General features: G+C 45.7%; 13 protein-coding genes. 5 read left to right on the top strand and 8 right to left on the bottom strand.

The features are described 5' to 3' along the window. The first annotated feature begins 76 nt into the window (after positions 1 to 76). Positions 77 to 1,174: a D-TA family PLP-dependent enzyme gene (locus ACO1R6_RS11230; RefSeq protein ID WP_486264792.1), complete on the top strand. Its 1,098-nt coding sequence runs from the start codon at positions 77 to 79 to the stop codon at positions 1,172 to 1,174. Positions 1,175 to 1,242: 68 nt separating this feature from the next. On the opposite strand, the gene ACO1R6_RS11225 is transcribed toward ACO1R6_RS11230, so the two are convergent. The 8 genes from ACO1R6_RS11225 to ACO1R6_RS11190 all read right to left on the bottom strand — a co-directional run bounded on the left by ACO1R6_RS11225 (position 1,243) and on the right by ACO1R6_RS11190 (position 12,865). Next, positions 1,243 to 2,394, bottom strand: a complete 1,152-nt coding sequence (locus ACO1R6_RS11225; RefSeq protein WP_486264791.1) for a glycerate kinase — start codon at positions 2,392 to 2,394, stop codon at positions 1,243 to 1,245. A gap of 55 nt (positions 2,395 to 2,449) precedes the next feature. Further along, positions 2,450 to 3,748 (bottom strand): MFS transporter, encoded by a 1,299-nt coding sequence (locus ACO1R6_RS11220; protein ID WP_486264789.1) that lies wholly within the window; start codon positions 3,746 to 3,748, stop codon positions 2,450 to 2,452. 154 nt (positions 3,749 to 3,902) lie between these two features. Further along, positions 3,903 to 4,673, bottom strand: coding sequence for a 3-ketoacyl-ACP reductase (locus tag ACO1R6_RS11215; RefSeq protein WP_486264788.1), 771 nt, complete (start codon positions 4,671 to 4,673; stop codon positions 3,903 to 3,905). Positions 4,674 to 4,920: 247 nt separating this feature from the next. Continuing rightward, on the bottom strand, positions 4,921 to 6,072 hold the full coding sequence (locus ACO1R6_RS11210; protein ID WP_486264786.1) for a Gfo/Idh/MocA family protein: 1,152 nt from the start codon (positions 6,070 to 6,072) through the stop codon (positions 4,921 to 4,923). A 107-nt stretch (positions 6,073 to 6,179) separates the two neighbouring features. Further along, on the bottom strand, positions 6,180 to 7,010 hold the full coding sequence (locus ACO1R6_RS11205; RefSeq protein WP_486264784.1) for a sugar phosphate isomerase/epimerase family protein: 831 nt from the start codon (positions 7,008 to 7,010) through the stop codon (positions 6,180 to 6,182). Continuing rightward, positions 7,010 to 8,392 (bottom strand): glycoside hydrolase family 88 protein, encoded by a 1,383-nt coding sequence (locus ACO1R6_RS11200; protein WP_486264782.1) that lies wholly within the window; start codon positions 8,390 to 8,392, stop codon positions 7,010 to 7,012. The genes ACO1R6_RS11205 and ACO1R6_RS11200 overlap by 1 nt, the downstream gene beginning before the upstream one ends. A gap of 360 nt (positions 8,393 to 8,752) precedes the next feature. Further along, positions 8,753 to 11,725, bottom strand: coding sequence for an FAD-binding and (Fe-S)-binding domain-containing protein (locus ACO1R6_RS11195; protein ID WP_486264781.1), 2,973 nt, complete (start codon positions 11,723 to 11,725; stop codon positions 8,753 to 8,755). A 111-nt stretch (positions 11,726 to 11,836) separates the two neighbouring features. Then, positions 11,837 to 12,865, bottom strand: a complete 1,029-nt coding sequence (locus ACO1R6_RS11190; RefSeq protein ID WP_486264779.1) for a nucleoside hydrolase — start codon at positions 12,863 to 12,865, stop codon at positions 11,837 to 11,839. A 463-nt stretch (positions 12,866 to 13,328) separates the two neighbouring features. Between ACO1R6_RS11190 and ACO1R6_RS11185 the strand changes: the two genes are divergently transcribed. The 4 genes from ACO1R6_RS11185 to ACO1R6_RS11170 all read left to right on the top strand — a co-directional run. After that, positions 13,329 to 15,638 (top strand): glycoside hydrolase family 65 protein, encoded by a 2,310-nt coding sequence (locus tag ACO1R6_RS11185; RefSeq protein WP_486264777.1) that lies wholly within the window; start codon positions 13,329 to 13,331, stop codon positions 15,636 to 15,638. Positions 15,639 to 15,723: 85 nt separating this feature from the next. Further along, positions 15,724 to 17,556, top strand: a complete 1,833-nt coding sequence (locus ACO1R6_RS11180; RefSeq protein WP_486264776.1) for an alpha-amylase family protein — start codon at positions 15,724 to 15,726, stop codon at positions 17,554 to 17,556. A gap of 238 nt (positions 17,557 to 17,794) precedes the next feature. Then, positions 17,795 to 18,655, top strand: a complete 861-nt coding sequence (locus ACO1R6_RS11175) for an N-acetylglucosamine kinase (RefSeq protein ID WP_486264774.1) — start codon at positions 17,795 to 17,797, stop codon at positions 18,653 to 18,655. A 176-nt stretch (positions 18,656 to 18,831) separates the two neighbouring features. Then, positions 18,832 to 19,425: DUF2279 domain-containing protein (locus ACO1R6_RS11170; protein ID WP_486264772.1), on the top strand; the 594-nt coding region annotated here is incomplete at its 3' end.

Genomic DNA, 19,425 nt, shown 5'->3' with positions numbered 1-19,425 from the left:
AAAATATTCTGCTTACTTTGCCCGCAACTTACAGCCGTAATGTTTTTTATTTCCTTAATATTTACCTGCGCATTCGATGGAAAACTGGTACCGCATAAACAATGAAAACGAAGTAGATTCGCCGGCTTTATTAATTTACCCAGACCGGGTAAAAAACAATATTGATTTGGCGCTGCAGATTGTAAAAGACGTAAACCGCTTTCGGCCGCACGTTAAAACAAATAAAATGCGCGAAGTAACCGAAATGCTGTTGGCGGCGGGCGTTACCAAATTTAAATGTGCTACCATTGCCGAAGCTGAGATGGCCGCATTGGCTGGCGCTGCCGATATTTTATTGGCGTACCAGCCCAACCCAGTTAAAGCCAAACGGCTGAAAGCTTTGCAGCAGAATTTTTCGGATGTCCGGTTTTCTTGTCTCGTAGATAATGCCGGTACTATCCGGAGCCTCTCTGAAATATTTGGCGAAGAAAAACTGCAGGTATTTATTGATTTAAATGTTGGCATGAACCGAACCGGTATAAACCCTGAGAAAGTCAGCGATTTATATCAGGTTTTTGAGGAAGTTAAGAATATAGAACTAGTCGGGTTACACGCCTACGATGGCCATTTAAGAGACTCAGCTATTGCTGCCCGGAAAGTTAAAACTGATACAGTATTTGCTCAGGTAAGTGCCGTAAAAAACCAACTAGCAGCCTTAACGAATAAAAAGCTGATAATAGTAATGGGCGGTACGCCTACTTTTCCCTTGCACGCCCGCCAACCGGAGGTAGAAACCAGTCCGGGTACATTTGTGTTTTGGGATGAAGGGTACCGCAGCATTTTACCCGATTTGCCTTTTTTAATAGCCGCCGTGCTGCTGGTGCGGGTCATTTCAATCATAGATGAGAATACATTATGCCTGGATTTGGGCCATAAATCGGTAGCCGCCGAAAATCCGTTTCCCCGGGTATATTTCCTGAATGCGCCGGAAGCCACATCCGTTTCGCAGAGTGAAGAACATTTGGTGGTAAAGGTACAGGACAGTGCGCAGCATGCCGTAGGTGATGTTTGGTACGGAGTGCCGCATCATATTTGCCCCACCGTGGCCCTTTACAATAGTGTACAGGTAGTAGAAAAACAAAATTATACCACCAACTGGCAAGTAGTTGCCCGCGACCGCTATTTATCAGTTTAACCAGGCGGCTGTTTACCCGTACGATATTCTATTAAATTTTAAAATCTATTTAGCGTTTTAGAACCAGGTTAACCAGAAGCCCTGGCAAGACCTTTTGCTTCCTGCAGCAGCCTTACTACTGCCGTGGTCGTATTTTGAAGGTTGATATTGCCATTTTCTAAAGCTTCCTGCAACGGAACAACACCTGGCGTTATCCCAAAAACTGCCGTTAAACCTTGGGCGTACAGTTCGTCGGTGGCGGCTACTTTACCGGCAAATGCAATAACCGGCTTGTGATGTTTACGGGCCAGGGCTATTACGCCCGAAATGGTTTTACCATAAATGGTTTGGTGGTCGATGCTGCCTTCACCGGTAAAAATATAATCGGCCCGTTTAATTTTTTCTTCCAGCGCCGTATGTTTTAGTACTAAATCAATACCGCTAACCAATTTTGCCGGCAGAAAAGCCAGCATTCCGCCACCGGCCCCTCCAGCAGCTCCGGCTCCGGGTGTATCTTTAATATCTATCCCCAAATATTCCTTGATCTTGTCGCCGTAATGGTTCAGGTTATTATCCAGAAAGTTTAGCTGCTCGGGGGTGGCGCCTTTTTGCGGACCGTAAATGTGCGTTGCACCTAATTTGCCGGTTAAGGGGTTGGTAACGTCACAGGCAACTTCAACGGTTAAATCAGGGGGTAAAGAAATCATTCCTGAAACGTCGATGCGCGCAATTTGGTGGAGGTTATCTCCTACCGGATAAAGTACTTCGCCGGCCTGGTTAAAAAACCTTACGCCTAAAGCCTGGGCAATACCTGCTCCGCCGTCGTTGGTAGCACTACCGCCCAAGCAAATAATTAGCTTTTTTACCCCCAGCATAAGCACCTGCCTGATTAATTGGCCAGTACCCAAAGTAGTCGTTTTACCAGGATTGCGTTCGTTTAGCGGTACCAGGTGCAAACCACTGGCGCTGGCAATCTCTACCACACCGGTTTGTTTATCGCCCAAAATCCCGTATTCGCCGGTAACCCTATTACCCAAAGGGCCGGTTACTTCCTGCGTAAATATTTTGCCGCCGGTAGCCGTTACCAAAGCCCGCAGGGTACCTTCACCACCATCAGCTAATGGTACCTGCTCTATAATGGCAGTTGGAATTACTTTCTGTATGCCGGCCGCCATGGCCGCACAAGCTTGCTCAGCGGTGAGGCTTTCTTTAAAAGAATCGGGAGCCAGTAAAAATATCACTTAAGCTAAAAAGAGAAATGAAACTATAGTTTCGGAAAGCAATGTTTTTCTAGAATTATTTCACCTTTTCGACCAATGAATCGGGATTGGGTACTTCCGGCATAGCCAAGCTGGATCCCGCGGGGGCATCTAATTCCTCGTAATTTAAATCTTTGGTAAAGGTTTCTTCGAGCCACCATAAAGCCACCAAAGCTATGGCAATAATTAAGGTACCCACCATTATAGCCCCGGTAGTTATACCATAAGAGCTGCGCGCCAATAAAAACAACGCCGAAATAGGAATAACCGAAGCCCGGACAAAATTAGGCACCGTAGTAGCTACTGTAGCGCGTAAATTGGTACCGAATAATTCTGCCGCAATGGTAACAAACAATGCCCAGTAGCCATTAAAGAAACCTAAAGCCGCACAAATTATATAAAAGGTGGTAAGACTTTGGGTTTCGGTGAGGAGGTAAACCAGCATAAGGGCGTAAGACCCCAATAAAAACACCAACATACCTTTTTTACGGCTCCGGAAACGTTGGCTCAAATAACCACTTACAATATCGCCGAGTACCTGACCCGCAAAGGCCAACATAACCGCTTTACCCGCTACCACCGGTTCCGATACCCCCAAAGCGGCGCCAAATTCGGGCGAAAAGAATATTAAAACCCCTGAAACAAACCAGATAGGCGTACCAATTAAAATTGAAAGCATGTACTTAGAAAAGCGGGACCATTTGGTAAAGAGCATCAGGAAATTGCCCCGTTTAACTTCTTTGTTTTTAAGGTGCAGAAAAACGCCCGATTCGAATACACTTACCCGCATGAGCAGCAAAGAAATGCCTAAACCACCGCCCACAAAATAAGAAACCCGCCAGTCAAATAAATCGGCTACAAAATACGCCAGTATGGCCCCCATTACACCCACGGTGGCAACCAAGGTGGTACCGTACCCCCGAATTTCTTTCGGTAATATTTCGGCTACCAAAGTAATGCCGGCACCCAGTTCACCGGCCAAACCAATACCGGCAATAAACCGCAATATTAAATATTGGTTGTAGGTAGCCACAAAACCGTTAGCAATATTGGCCAGCGAATACAACAAAATAGAACCAAACAGCACCGATAAACGGCCTTTTTTATCACCCAATATTCCCCACAATAATCCGCCTATCAACATGCCTGCCATTTGCACATCTAAAATCAGCAGCCCTTTGGTAAACAATTCGTCGCCGGATAAACCCAGATCTTTTAAGCTGGGCACCCGTACAATGTTAAACAAAAACAAATCGTACATATCGACCAAATAGCCCAGGGCGGCTACAATAACGGGTACTTTAAGCAATTGCCGAAGCGTGGAATTGGAGGCCATAAGGGAAATTTTTAATTATTTTAGTAGTGTAAAAAGTGGTGGATAATATTTGTTCAAAAGTATTCATGCGGCCTGACCTGACGGAGCCAGATAGGTGCTTTTACTCTAATTTAGAAAAATTAAACTTAAAATCCTGCTGCCGAGTTAAAACAAGTTATAACCGCGGAATGGTTAAGCCGCCGTCAACCATAATTACCTGGCCGGTAGAGTAAGGAAAATAACCTAAGGCCAGCGCCGTTACAGCTTTGCCCACATCCGAAGATTCGCCCCAACGGGGTTGCACCATTAAGCCATCGGCAATTAATTTATCGTATTTTTCGGTAACACCGGCGGTCATATCGGTCCGGATTACACCCGGCCGAACCTCGTAAACCGGAATATTAAATTCGCCTAAACGGGTGGCAAATAATTGGGTAGCCATACTTAATCCGGCTTTGGCTACGCAATACTCGCCCCGGTTTACCGAAACCACCGTGGCCGAAATAGAAGACACATTTACAATGCAGCCTTTAAAATCCGGGGTTTGCTTTTGCTGAGCCACCATCCAGTTGGCTACAGTTTGTGTCAGAAAGTATGGACCTTGCAGGTTGGTGGCTAGTAAATGGCTAAAACTTTCTTCGGTAGCTTCCAGAATATCTTTGCGCTCTTTGGGAGCTATACCGGCATTATTTACCAATACATGTAGGGCCCCGAACATATCTTTAATTTGCTGTACCATGCGGTCCCGGGCTTCTTTCGAAGCCACATCACCCTGGCAATAAATTACCTCTCCGCCGTATTGTTTTAAGGCGGTAATGGCGTCGGCTACGGCTTCGGCCGGACGAACGCCATTGATGGCAATATCAAATCCGGCTTCGGCCAATTGAGAAGCAATCCCAAAGCCAATGCCCCGGCTGCCGCCCGTTATAAATGCAACTCTCCTCATTTATTACTTTATAATATCACTTATACTGTTATTTAAACCAATAACTTATAAACTTATATCAAATTTTAAAATAGCTATAAAGTGCCCGGTTATAAATCACTCTCAGTGTTCGTCATTCCAGAAAAATCTAACTGGTCTTCTGCCGATAAGATTCTTTCAGAATGACGAATTGGGCGTAATTTTAAACATACTTTTAGTAAAGCAACTGGTTTGTACTGTTTGTAGTTAATTATTACGGCAGGAATGATTATAATTCCGGCACATCTACCCAGCAGCGTTTTTCCCAGCTTTCCAGGCCTTTTTCGGCGAGTTGCACGCCTTTGGCTCCGTCGCGTAAATCCCATGGGAAAGGCGTATCTTTTACCACGTGTTTCAGGAATAACTCCCATTGTACTTTAAAAGCATTGTCGTAAGTCTCCTGTTCCGGCACTTTGGCCCAGCCCTCAAAGAAATTAATGGGCTGCGCAATATCGGGGTTCCAAACGGGTTTGGGGGTATTGCCGTAATGCTGGATGTAACACTCGCGTAAACCGGCTACCGCCGATCCTTTGGTACCATCAACCTGCAGGGTCAATAAATCGTCGCGGCGCACCCGCACGGTCCACGATGAATTAAAATGAGCGATAATGCCGTTTTCCAGTTCAAAAGTAGCATAAGCCGCATCGTCGGCGGTGCAACGGTAAGGCTGGCCGTTTTCGTCAATGCGTTCGGCAATGTGCGTAGCGCCTAAACACGAAACCGCTTTTACTTTCCCAAATATATGGTCCAAAACATACCGCCAGTGGCAAAGCATATCTACAATAATACCGCCGTCGTCTTCTTTGCGGTAATTCCACGACGGGCGTTGCGCCGGAATGGTCTGGCCTTCAAATACCCAATAACCAAATTCGCCCCGCACCGAAAGTATCTCCCCAAAAAAGCCGTTCTGGATTAAGCGTTGCAACTTAAGTAAACCCGGCAACCAGAGTTTGTCCTGCACCACGCCGTTTTTAATATTATTTTCTTTGCAAAGTCGGTACAGGTCCATGGCCACTTCGGTGCTTACGGCAGTGGGTTTTTCGCAGTACACGTGTTTGCCGGCTTTAACCGCTTGCCGTACCCCATCGGCACGACGGCCGGTAGTTTGGGCATCAAAATAAATCTGGTAATACGGGTCTTGCATTACGCTATCCAGGTCGGTAGTAAATTTGCTCACGCCCGATTGTTCGGCCAGTTTCTGCAGCTTTACGGCATCACGGCCTACTAAAACCGGGTCGGGCATAATAAATTCAGACGGGCTAACTTTAACGCCGCCTTGCTTTATTATTTCTACAATCGACCGCATCAGGTGCTGGTTCGTACCCATCCGGCCGGTTACGCCGTTCATGATAATGCCTACTTTATGTATGGTGGGAGTCATTTTTTTGGTGAATAATTTTAAGTGTATATTATTTAGAAATGTGATTGCTGGTTTATTCAGGTAAAACTTCTATCTAAAACCAAGCGGTAAGTGTTTTAAAGAATTAATTAAGAATATTTTAAATAACCTTCTTTTATCTTTTCCAGGAACTGGTGCTGATCCTGTTGCCAATAAATATTGGAGAATATTTCTACTTCGTTAAAGCCATCGAAGCCGGTTTCTTCTACCCAACCTCTTATTTTTTTCAGGTCGATGCAGCCTTCGCCCATTAAACCCCGGTCGTTGAGCATATCTAAAGTTGGCGTTTTCCAGTCGCAGATATGAAACGCCGATAAATTACCGTTTTGGCCGCACCGTTTAATCTGATTTTGAAGATCCGGATCCCACCATAAATGATAAACATCTACGGCAATGCCCACCCAAGCCGAATTGATGGCTTCGGTCATGTCGTTGGCTTGCCCCAAGGTGTTAATGGCCGAGCGGTCGCCGGCGTACATGGGGTGCAACGGCTCAATAGCCAATTTAACTCCGGCCGCCTGGGCGTGGGGCAAACAAGCCAATATACCTTCCTGAATTTGCTCGCGCGATTTTTCTAAAGATTGTCCGGGAGCAGCACCACAAACCAATACCACCATAGGCGCACCTAAAGCGGCTGCTTCGTCAATGGCTTTTTTATTGTCGTCGATGGCGGCTTGGCGGGCGCTTTGTTCCAGGGCCGGAAAAAAGCCACCCCGGCACAACGACACCACCGATAAATTTAAATCCCGGAGCATATTGCCGGTATCGGCAATATTGCGGCCCGCCAGGGCATCGCGCCAAACGGTAATACCGCCAATACCAGCTTTCGAAAATTCCTGTGCGGCCTGCTCAATGGGCCAGGGCTTAGTGGTTACGGTGTGCACGCACATCCGCGAGAAATTAATTAACTCTTTGGCCATTATTTTACGCAGTTATAAAAAGTATAATAAGGCTCCTGGTTTATTATTTTCTGAAGATAAAGCGCCACTTCCCGGATGTGGTAGTCGCCCCACATACTTGATTCGCCGAGCGGAATGGTGCTGCCTTCGGGAACATAATCCCAACCGTTGGGCCAGTGGTAAACCGAGTGCAGTAACAAACCCTGGTGGTTCGGGTCGGTGCTCAGGTAAGGCTCCTGCAACAATGTTTCCATTACCGTTAAACCGGTCTGCCAATATTTGGTACCGGCTTCGGCCTCGCCGTTTTCCTGTAAATATTTACCTAAACGTAATAAACCTTGGGCGCCAATGGCGGCCGCTGAGGCATCAATGGGTTCCTGGTTGTTAAAAGGGTCGGAGGCGCGGTTGAGGTAATCGCCTAGTTTATAAAGATTAGGTGCACCGGTATCCCAAAAAGGTACGCCGTCGGTGGGGGTATGCGCAATATAAAAATCGCAGGTGGCCTTGGCTGCTTTCAGCATAAAGGCCTCTACAGCACCCCGGCCACCGAAGGGTTGCAAATCATCTTCCGGAATGGTTTTTAAAAATTCCAGTTCTTCGGCAAAGCCGCACATGGCCCAGGCCAAACCGCGGGTCCAGGTACTAAAACCGGTGTAGCCCTGTTGCGAGTTGGGCGCGCGGTAATTGCCGTCTTTGGTGTTAAACAAACTTTCGTGGGCCGTGCGGCCCCAAACATCGTAGGTATCGCGGCCTTCGCCGTAATAAACCGCATAATTGGCCGTGGCTTCGCAATGCTGCAAGGCCCGCTCCAGTAAGCTAATTTTTACATCATTTTCGGCCTGAAAAACGTGGCCCAGTTGGTAGCTCACCATTAGAGACCGGCAAGACCGGATGGTATCGACAAACAATGAGTGCGGACCGTTAAAGGAATGAATAAAACCGCCATTTTTAGTGGGCGTCCAGCGACTGGCTTGTACAGCACCAGATATTTTAAGGGCCAACTCATAGAAATTTTTCTCCCATTCGTTGTACTCGGTTTTGCCTTCGTGCATCAGGCGCAACAAGTTGCCGTAGGTACTTACGTTGTTAAAACCGTGATCGTGTACGCCAATATGGCTCACGTGCGGGGCCATTACGTTAAGCGTTTTATCACGCCCCGATTCCAGGAAAGATCTCTCGCCGGTGGCATCGAACTGTAAAATAGCCGAACCAAACTGAAATCCCTGGGTCCATTCGGTCCAGCCCCGGGTGGTGTACCGGCCTTTTACCGTAAATACCGGCGACCCTTTACTAACATCATAATTCTGCTCAATATTTTTAACTTTTTCGCCGGAAAGCTCCCAGAAACGGGAAAGCAATTTGTTTAAATCTGCAGGTTTTAAATCGTTTTTAATCTTAATCATTAGCGGTGTTTATTCGGGTATATTTTAGATGTACTTAAATATTTACTTTACTAGTATTACCTTAAACTGCTTCTAAATCAGTTGCCTCCCGCACGTTTGTATATTTAATTAATGAGATAAATCTTTATTTCTCATTCATATCCATACAATCTTCCGATGTAAATTATTTATGTCTTGGTATTATTCAGGTTTCTTAAACAAACATAGTATGACCAGGCGTAAACCTTTTATTATTGAGGTTTCAAACAAATATTTACCTGTTTTTAACCAGATTCTTTTTTCTGAATCTGCTTAGCGACTCTAAACAAAAGGAAAAAATAAATAGATAAGAAATTATTTTTTGTTTTTTTCAGCAGGCGCTCAATTTTCCGGTTTATTTTTTAGCGCATTGTATAAAATTTGGACTGGGTGCAGCGCCACTTTTTGCGTTCCATCTTTAATCTGGTGGCGGCAACTGGTACCATCAGCGGCAATTATTGCATCTGCGGGGGCCTGGCGTACAGCCGGAAACAAAACCAGTTCCCCAATATTCATGGACACTGCATAATGCTCTTCTTCGTAGCCAAAAGAACCCGCCATGCCGCAGCAACCCGAAGGAATTACTTCTACCGAATAGTGTTGCGGCAAAGCCAGAATATTTTGCGTAGCGCCCATTATCTGAAAGGCTTTCTGGTAGCAATGGCCATGCAATTTAATACGCTTTTTTTCGGTGGTAAACTGGCTGGCTGTAATATTACCTGCCTGGGCTTCCTGCCACAAAAATTCGTCGATTAAAAAACTCTGCTGGGCCAAACGGCGGGCTTGGGATGCTAATTCAGGTGGTACTAAATCGAGGTATTCGTCGCGGAGGGTTAGTATCGCCGAAGGCTCAATACCAACCAGCGGCACTCCGGCCGGCAAAGCCTCGGTTAATAATTTAACATTCTGGATGACAATATTTTTAGCATCGCGCACTAAACCTTTAGATAAATAAGTGCGGCCACTCTCCCGGTGTTCGGGCAGGTATACGGTATAACCCAGGGCGGTTAGTAATTGTACCGCCGCCTTTCCAATTTCGGCATCGTTGTAATTGGTAAATTCGTCGCAAAAAAGGTAAACCGCCTTACCGGTGGCAGAGGTATTGGCCGCCTGTGTTTTATTAAATTTTTGGAACCACTGCCGCAAAGTTGTTTTACTTACTGTGGGTAAAGAACGCTCCGGGGCAAAACCCATTACCTTTTTTGTAAGTTTACCGGTTACCGGGTTATTAATTACAAAATTATAGAAGCTGGGTACGACGGAAGCTAACCGCTGCGATTTGGTAAAATTACCTACCATGCGCGTCCGGAAAGGCACACCGTTGACATCGTAATAATGTTGCAGAAATTCGGCTTTCATTTTAGCAATATCTACCCGCGACGGGCATTCTGATTTACACGCTTTGCAGCTTAAGCACAAATCCATTACCTCCTTTATTTCGGCATGGTCAAAGCGGTTCGCTTTATCAGAATCGGTGAGGAACTGGCGCAAAATATTGGCCCGTGCCCGGGTGGTATCTTTTTCCTGACGGGTGGCCATGTAACTGGGGCACATGGTACCGCCAGTAACGTGCGTTTTACGGCAGTCGCCGGAGCCCGAGCATTTTTCGGCCAGCCGTAAAATGCCTTCCTGCTGGGTAAAATCAAACAAAGTTTCTACGGGAATTACCGGTGTGTCGGGTTGGTAGCGCAAATCTTCGTTCATGGGTGGCGTATCCACTATTTTATGGGCGTTAAATACCCGATGGGGGTCGAAGGTTCTTTTAACCGCCTGTAACAACCGGTACACCTCCTCGCCCAACACGTACCCAATAAATTCACCGCGCAAGCGCCCATCGCCGTGCTCCCCACTTAAAGACCCATTGTATTTTTTAACCAAAGTAGCGGTTTCGGCAAGTACCGTCCGGAATAAATTTTTACCTGCGGTAGTCTTTAAGTTAATCATGGGTTCTACGTGCAGTTCGCCGGCACCAGCGTGCGCGTAGTAAGAGGCATGTAGCTGGTGCTTTTGCAATAAAGCCTGCACCTCGGCAATATAGGCCGGCAAGTTTTCCGGCGACACCGCGCAATCTTCGATTAAATTTACCGGTTGGGTATCGCCGGGCAAATTACGGATAAGGCCAAGGCCCGCTTTGCGCACATCCCAGGCCAACTTGGCTTCGGCACCCCGCAGCACCGGGTATGCGTAACCCAGGCCGGCGGCTTTTAAATTCAAAATTAACCGTTCGGTTTGGGCGGTAATTAATTCGGGGGTTTCGGCCATAAACTCCACCATCAGCAAAGCCGCCGGATCGCCCTGAATAAAAAACCGGTTAAACTGGTACGTGGGGTGCCCCACCGTAAAGTCCATAATGTATTTATCTACCAACTCCGAGGCCATGGGGGCATGCTGCAAAGCAATTAAATTAGCCTGTAAAGCATCAGTTAATGAATTAAAATGAATACACACCAAACCATCGGCCTGCGGCGGCAAGGGCAATAAGTTTAATTTAGCTTCGGTAACCAGGGCCAGGGTTCCCTCCGACCCCGCGAGTAACTGACATAAATTTAATTCTGGCGCCGGGGAATTTTGGTCGTAACCCTGCAATAAAAAATCTAAAGCGTAGCCAGTATTTCGGCGGGTTAAAGTTGGCTTAGGATAATTTTGCCGGATGGCGGCCTGGTTTTCCGGGACTCGCAATAACTGATTTATCTCCCGGTAAATGTTTCCTTCGATATTTTGTAAGTTTAACTTTTGGCTTAATTCAGCGGGTGCTAATGCTTTAAATTCAGCTTCGGAGCCATCGTGCAACAAAACCGCGGCCGACAATAAATGACTACGGGTATCGCCCCAAACAATAGAATGTAGCCCCGAAGAATTGTTCCCGATCATGCCGCCCACCATGGCGCGGCTGGCTGTGGATGTTTCGGGCCCGAACATCAGGCCATAAGGCCTTAGCGCGGCATTCAAATCGTCCCGAATAACACCCGGCTGCACCCGCACCCATCTTTCGGCGGCATTTATCTCTAAAATTTGGGTAAAATATTTCGATATATCTACTACTAAACCATTGCCCACTACTTGTCCGGCCAAAGATGTACCGGCTGCCCGCGGAATAAGGGTAACGTGGTGCTCATTGGCAAACCCAATTAACTTCTGTAAATCGAATTTATTTTTCGGGATTGCCACAGCCACGGGCATTTCCTGGTAAACTGAGGCATCGGTGGCGTACACCCGAATCTGCGCCTGGTGTTCGGCCGAGTGATTGTAATACAACTCTCCGGCAAATTCGTTCGCTAAATGAGTAAAGGCGGTAAGCGCAATATTTGTATGCATGGGTAATTAAATCGGGGTAAACAGCGTAATGAACCGGCGAAAAAGGCTTAAGATTTAAAATAACTTTTTACCGAAAGCTATCTTGTTTAACCACTAAAGTAAGATATTATTTTATTCCTTTTCGGCTAACTGATACTCGTTCATGGCGCGATAAAAATCGGCCATTATTTTCTCTTTATCAAAATTTTCCCAAACCGTTATTTTGCGATTGTTGTTGGGCCGTTCTACCCAGCGGTTTTGTTCTAGAATAGGAGCCGGAATTTCTTGGGCGGTAGCCCAGGCCGGATTTTTAATGATAGCTACCGCCGCCATATCGAACAAAGCCCGCGACGGCGGATTGCCATTTAGCTTAATGTGCTGGAAAAGATTAACCGAGTAATCGCCAAAGTTGGTAAAAGCCACGCCATGCCGGCCGGTAACCGGACTTACCTGCGGACCTTTGCCGGGCATATTCGCGTTTATTTCGGTTTGGGTAGTTCGTACGGCATCGGTACCCGAGGGTTTGCCGTACCGCACAGTTACCATTTCGAAGGGGACCTGGGTGTTTAAAACAAAGTTCATGGCGGTGGTATCGTTGTCCTGGTTGTACTCGCCGGGCTGCGGGTAATTAGAACCCAACCAAACTACGCGCACTTTTTGGGCTAATCCCGGTTCTTTTTTCAAAGCCAGGGCCACATTGGTAAGTTTACCCAGCGCAATAATTACCAAAGGTTGTTTTTGCTTTTTATTTGCTTCCTTAATAATAAAGTCAACCGCTTCGGCACCATCAAAATCTTTTGCTTTCACCTGGTCTCTAATCTGGGCAAAACCGGCATCGGCCCCTTTCAGCAACGGAATTTTACCGTATCGGTCGCAAAGTTTCATAACCCGTTCGGCCTCGGTGTATTGCTCCTGAATATTGCCGCCGTTGCGGGTGGTATTTACCGTTACACCGGCTATTGCAAACGTAGGTCCGTTAAACAACAAATAAGCCAGGGCGTGCTGGTCGTCGAGTTCATTGTTGGCATCGGTATCAAATATTACCCTTATTTTTTGGGTCATAGTGTTTTGTTTTTTAGACTTCTGGGCGGCAACCGGGGTTTGCCCAAACGGGTTAAAACAAATCAGGAAAGCAAAAAACCAAACTTTATACATATTCATGTTTGTGGTAGGAAGGTGTAGGAAATGTAATACCTGCAAATTATCGGTTTAAATATAAGGAGCAAATGCTGAGGAAAAAGCTTAACCCAGCATATTTAAAACTTAAATTGAGTAAGTTGTTTTAAGGCTCAACCTAACAAAATTTAACCAGGCTTAAGTAGCACCCCGCCCCCGGCACATGCTTTCATTTACTTTGCCAGGATAATATTGCCGTTCACTTCCTTTAATTTTGTTGCGATAAACCATTCAAAGCTAATCATTTATGTTTATTTAACCTGAGAAAAGAATAAATGGAAGCCAGGTAATATTTAGGTAAATCTAACAGCCTGCCCCAGGTACCTGAATATTTTAGAACATTAATTTTTGGTGGTGGTTAGGTAAATCTGTCTAAATTGCGTTACCAAGCTGGCGCCAGTTGCGCTTGAAATTACCTCGGTATACATATTAAGCAGGCTTATTCTTAATGAAAAACTATTTTACCTTAAACGAGTGGTCGGTTATTGAAGAAGGATTTTACCCAGAATACAACAAAATAAGCGAAAGCGTTCTCAGCATTGGCAATGGCCGCATGGGCCAGCGCGCCAATTTTGAGGAAAAATATTCCGGCGACACCCTGCAGGGCCATTATGTAGCTGGTATTTATTACCCCGATAAAACCCGCGTGGGGTGGTGGAAAAATGGATACCCGGAATATTTTGCCAAAGTGCTAAACGCCCCCAGTTGGATTGGTATTAACGTACATATAGATGGCTACGAGCTGGATTTGGCCACCTGCACGGTAAAAGAATTTAGGCGCGAATTAAATATGCGCGAAGGATATTTGTACCGGCGGGCCGTGGCACAATTGCCCGACGGCAAAGAAGTAGAAATAAATTCGTTGCGCTTTACCAGTCTGGCCGACGATGAATTGGGTGCTATCCGTTACGCAGTTACGCCGCTTAACTTTACCGCGCCCATTACTTTAACGCCTTACCTCGATGCGGATGTGGTAAATGCCGATGCCAATTACGACGAAAAATTCTGGCTGGAAGTAAACCGGCACGCCGAGGCCGGCGAAGCGTACCTAACCGCTGAAACTAAGAAAACGGCCTTTCAGGTTTGTACAGGTATGCGCCTGATGCTCGAAAAAGATGGCACCGGCGTAGAGACAACCGTAGAAACCATAAACCGGGAAAAATATGTAGGCAATGCCTTAACGGCTACCGTAGAAGCTGGACAGGAATTGGCGCTTTATAAATATGCGGCGGTGGTATCATCGGAAAACTACCCGAAAGAAAAACTCCAAATTGCCTGCGAACTGGCACTGGACCGGGCTACCAGTATTGGCTTTGCTCAGCTCTTAGAAGTACACAACGAGGTATGGGCCGAGAAATGGCAGCAGAGCGATATTATGATTAAAGGCGATGTGGCGGCGCAACAAGGTATCCGGTTTAATATTTTCCAGTTAAACCAAACGTATACCGGCGAAGACGAACGCCTGAATATTGGTCCCAAAGGTTTTACCGGCGAAAAGTACGGCGGCACCACTTACTGGGATACCGAAGCTTATTGCCTGCCTTTTTACTTAGCCACCGCCGACCCGCAGGTTGCCCGGAATTTATTGTTGTACCGGTACAAACACTTACCCAAAGCCATTGAGAATGCCCAAAAGCTAGGCTTTACCCAAAGTGCGGCTTTGTACCCCATGGTTACCATTAACGGCGAAGAATGCCACAACGAATGGGAAATTACCTTTGAAGAAATTCACCGGAACGGCGCCATTGCTTTTGCCATTTATGATTACATCCGGTATACCGGCGATACCGAATATTTAACCCAATTTGGCTTGGAAGTATTAATAGGCATCAGCCGGTTCTGGGCGCAACGGGTAAATTGGAGCGAAGCCAAACAGCAGTACGTCATGCTGGGCGTTACCGGCCCAAACGAGTACGAAAACAACGTAAACAACAACTGGTATACCTCTACCATTGCCACCTGGACTTTACAATATACTTTGGCTGCACTCAGCGAAGTTAAACAAACCCAGCCGGAGCAGTACCAAGCATTAAGTAAAACTTTGGCTTTAAACGAAGCTACCGAAACAGCTCTGTGGCAAAATATTATAGATAATATTTATTTACCCGAAGACAAGAACCTGGGTATATTTTTACAGCAGGAAGGTTACCTTGATAAAGAACAAATATTGGCTAAAAACCTGGATCCGGCCGAGCGCCCGTTAAACCAGAAATGGTCTTGGGACCGGATTTTACGCTCTTGTTTTATTAAACAAGCCGATGTGTTGCAGGGAATTTATTTGTTTGAAGAAAGGTACGATTTGGAAACCATTCGGCGTAATTTTAATTTTTACGAACCCCGTACCGTCCACGAATCGTCTTTGTCGCCGTGCGTACACGCTATATTGGCCGCTAAAATCGGCGACGAAGACCGCGCTTATGAATTTTACCTCCGCACCGCCCGCCTGGATCTGGACGACTACAACCACGACACCGAAGACGGCTGCCATATTACCAGTATGGCCGGCACCTGGATGGCCGTAGTAAAAGGGTTTGGCGGCATGCGCGTGTTAAATAATCAATTACAATTGAATCCGTTTATCCCGGCAAAATGGGAGAAATATTCCTTTAAAATCCGCTTTCGGGAATATTTACTAAATATTACGGTTACCCAAAAAGAAGTAAAAATATTCAATGAATCGGCGGCCGAAATAAATTTGCTGATTTACGGTAAACCCGAGCATATCTCCGGTAATAATATTTTAACCATCCAGCGCTAATGGTCGTTAAGCACCAGCAGTATTTGTTCCTGGCATTAGCCACTATAAATTGATTAAAACTTAACCGCACGCTTTACATTCTTTCATGCCGCTTTCTACCGCCAGCCATACTACCGGAGTTCCCGCAAACACAAATACAAATGCTGCTTTTGTTTTTCCGGATGATTTACCGAAAGAAAATTATTCCGACGAACCGGTTAAACCAAATAAGTTAATTATATATCAGTTAATGCTGCGGTTATTTGGGAATAAAAACAGCAACAATGCTTTTTATGGCACCTGTGCCGAAAATGGCGTCGGGAAGTTTGCGGATATTACCGAAAAGGCTTTAAGCGAAATAAAAAAGCTGGGCGCTACCCACGTTTGGTACACAGGTTTACTTGAACACGCCACCACCACCGATTATTCGGCCTACGGTATTGCCCCCGATAACCCGGTTTTGGTAAAAGGGCTGGCCGGCTCGCCGTACGCTATTAAAGATTATTACGATATTAATCCCGATTTTGCGCTAGATGTAAACAGTCGTATGGCCGAATGGCAGGCGTTGTTAAACCGGACGCAGGCGCTCGGTTTAAAAGTTATCATCGATTTTGTGCCCAATCACGTGGCCCGCTCCTATTCTTCCGATGTTAAACCTGCGGGTATTACAGATTTTGGCGCTACCGATAATACATCGGTTTCTTTTTCGCCGGAAAACAATTTTTATTACCTGCCCGACGAGGAGCTGGTACTACCGGCTCGCACCGATTTACCGCCCCAGGTTGGTGGCTTTAACTTACCTGATTATAAGGAGTATCCGGCTAAAGTATCCGGCAATGATGTTTTCTCGGCTTACCCCTCGGTAAATGATTGGTTCGAGACAATAAAGCTAAACTACGGCATCGACCTGCAGCACCACCATACCCGCCACTTTACGCCCGTACCCGATACCTGGCACAAAATGCTGGATATTCTGACTTACTGGACAAACCAGGGAGTAGATGGTTTCCGGTGCGATATGGCCGAAATGGTACCGGTTGAATTTTGGGCTTGGGTTATTCCGCAAATTAAAGCTATTAACCCGCAGGTAATATTTATTGCCGAAATTTACCAGCCGCACCATTACCATGCCTATATCCACGAAGGTTGTTTTGATTATTTATACGACAAAGTAGGTTTGTACGATAGTTTACGCCGCCTGATGGAAGGCCACGGCCACACTGCCGATATTTCGCAGGTTTGGTCGCGCGAGTCGCTCGGCATAGCCTCACACATGCTGCGCTTCCTCGAAAACCACGACGAACAACGCATTGCCTCCAGCTTTTTTGCCCATGATGCCTGGGCCGCCGTACCCGCCATGACGGTTACTGCCACTTTAAACACCGGTCCGGTACTTATTTATTCTGGACAGGAAGTTGGTGAACCCGCTTTGGGTTCGGCCGGTTTTCAGCGGTCAGATGGCCGTACCACTATTTTCGATTACTGGGGCGTACCGGAACACCAAAAATGGATGAACAACGGCTTATTTGACGGTGGACAATTAAGCGAAAGCCAAAAACATTTACGGGAATTTTACAGTAACTTGTTAAACTTATCAAAAACCCAGGAAAGTTTAAACGCCGGCCACTTTTATTACTTAAAACCAGTTGGGTACCACGCTGCGGGTAAAATATACACGTATGCTCGCTTTACTGCCGCTCAGACCATCCTGGTAGCTGTAAACTTCGATCGGCACCATGCCCACCCGGTTCATCTTTCCTTATCTAATCCGGAAAGCCAATTGCTGTTTGGCCAACACCAGGAAATTAATTTAACCGACCTGTTAAAAATATCGCCGGCCATTAAGCCCCAAGTAAACCAGGAGCATAACCACTTGCATATTAAGTTAAACCTGCCCCCCAACGGTGCTTACCTTTGGGTAGTAGCCAACGGCGTTTAGTACCCAATTTAAGGTTTATAACAGGTAACCAGTAAAATTCAAAATATTTAATAAAGGCTAGAAAATTTTATAACTACTGTTATTTTATAAAAAATTTGTTGTTGAATTACCATTTATTTGAATAAGTTTACAAGCCCGAATCTTTTATCTGCTTTTACTTTCGCGAAAGCCCAAAAATAAGGGGTAATACAAAAGCCTTTTTTTCATAAAATATCATCCAAATATTTTAATATAACTTATGATTATTATTGCTGATGGTGGTTCAACCAAAACTAGTTGGTGCCTGATTACGGAGTCTAATTCTAAGGTTTACTTTAACACCGAGGGATACAATCCCTATTTTATCAATACACCTACTATTATTTCTTCTTTGCAGAAAAATCTGCCCGAAAATTTACAAAAAGAAGCGGTAACCGAAGTTTATTACTACGGTGCTGGCTGTTCTACCCCAGAAAATAATGAAATTGTAGCTGCAGCTATGCGGGCGGTTTTTACCCAAGCCAATGTAAAAGTAGGCCACGATTTACTCGCGGCGGCGCGGGCTTTACTGGGCGTTGAGCCAGGTTTTGCGGCTATTTTGGGTACTGGAACCAACACTTGTTTTTACGATGGCTACGATGTTACCCTCAACATCGATTCGTTGGGCTATTTTTTAGGCGACGAAGGTAGTGGTTCCTTTTTAGGTAAACGCTTGTTGCGCGATTACATGCGGGGTTACTTGCCCGACGGCATGGCGGCCATATTCAAAGAAACGTACGAGCTGGATAACGAAGCCATTTTCGACGCCCTGTATAACAAGCCCCTACCCAACCGGTTTTTAGCCAGCTTCAGCAAATTCTTATACGAAAACAATAATTTCGCTTACTCTCGCGAGGTGGTAAAAGAAGCTTTCGATACTTTCTTTAAAAACCTGGTTTGCCATTATCCCAATTACCAAAATTATACTTTTAACTGCGTAGGTTCGGTTGCTTACAATTTCCGGGATATTTTAGAAGAAGTATCGCTCGAAAATGGCATGCAAATGGGTACTATTATTCGTTCGCCAATCGATAATCTGGTGTATTATCACCAGGTTTTATCACCAAAAGAAAATATCTAATTTAGTTAAAGCTAACCTATTCAAGAGAAAAAGGCTTCTGCTGACGGCAGGAGCCTTTTTTTGTTTCGGGCAATATTTAGTTACCTTTGGGGCTGTAACGCGCACCGGATAATATTTTGCCAGCTAAAGATACCTTCTGCTTAAAACCAACTGGTTTATTTCGGTTAAAACTTAAGTTGGCTATTTTATTGGTGCTGTTTACTTTTCCTTTCCGCGCCTTGAGCCAGGTAGCACCATCTGCCGCCGATTCTTTGCCCAACATCAAACAAATTAAATTAGCTGCCGCTGGTTTAGCCGTGGGGTATACGGGTATGCTGCTGGTATTAAGCCAAACCTGGTACGCCGAAAATGAAAGAACCCGTTTTCATTTTTATAACGATAACCACCAGTGGAAGCAAATGGATAAAGCGGGTCACTTTTGGGGTTCTTTTCAGGAAAGCCGTTTAGGCATAGCGGCCCTGCGGGCGGCCCACGTACCCGAAAAAAAAGCCATTATTTACGGGGGCTTACTAGGAGTCGTGCTGCAATCGCCGATTGAATTGCTGGATGGTTATGCTGCCGACTATGGTGCTTCCTGGGGCGATTTAGGGGCTAATGCTTTGGGTTCGCTAGGGGTAATCTCGCAAGAAATGGCTTGGGGAGAAGTTAGAATTTTGCCAAAATATTCTTTCCGGAAAACCAGTTTTGCGGGTTTGCGACCAAACGTATTAGGCAGCAATTTACCCGAGCAACTCTTAAAAGATTATAATGGGCAAACGTATTGGCTTTCT

The sequence above is a fragment of the Adhaeribacter sp. genome, assembly GCF_057359045.1.
This window is presented reverse-complemented; position numbering and strand designations above follow the sequence as displayed.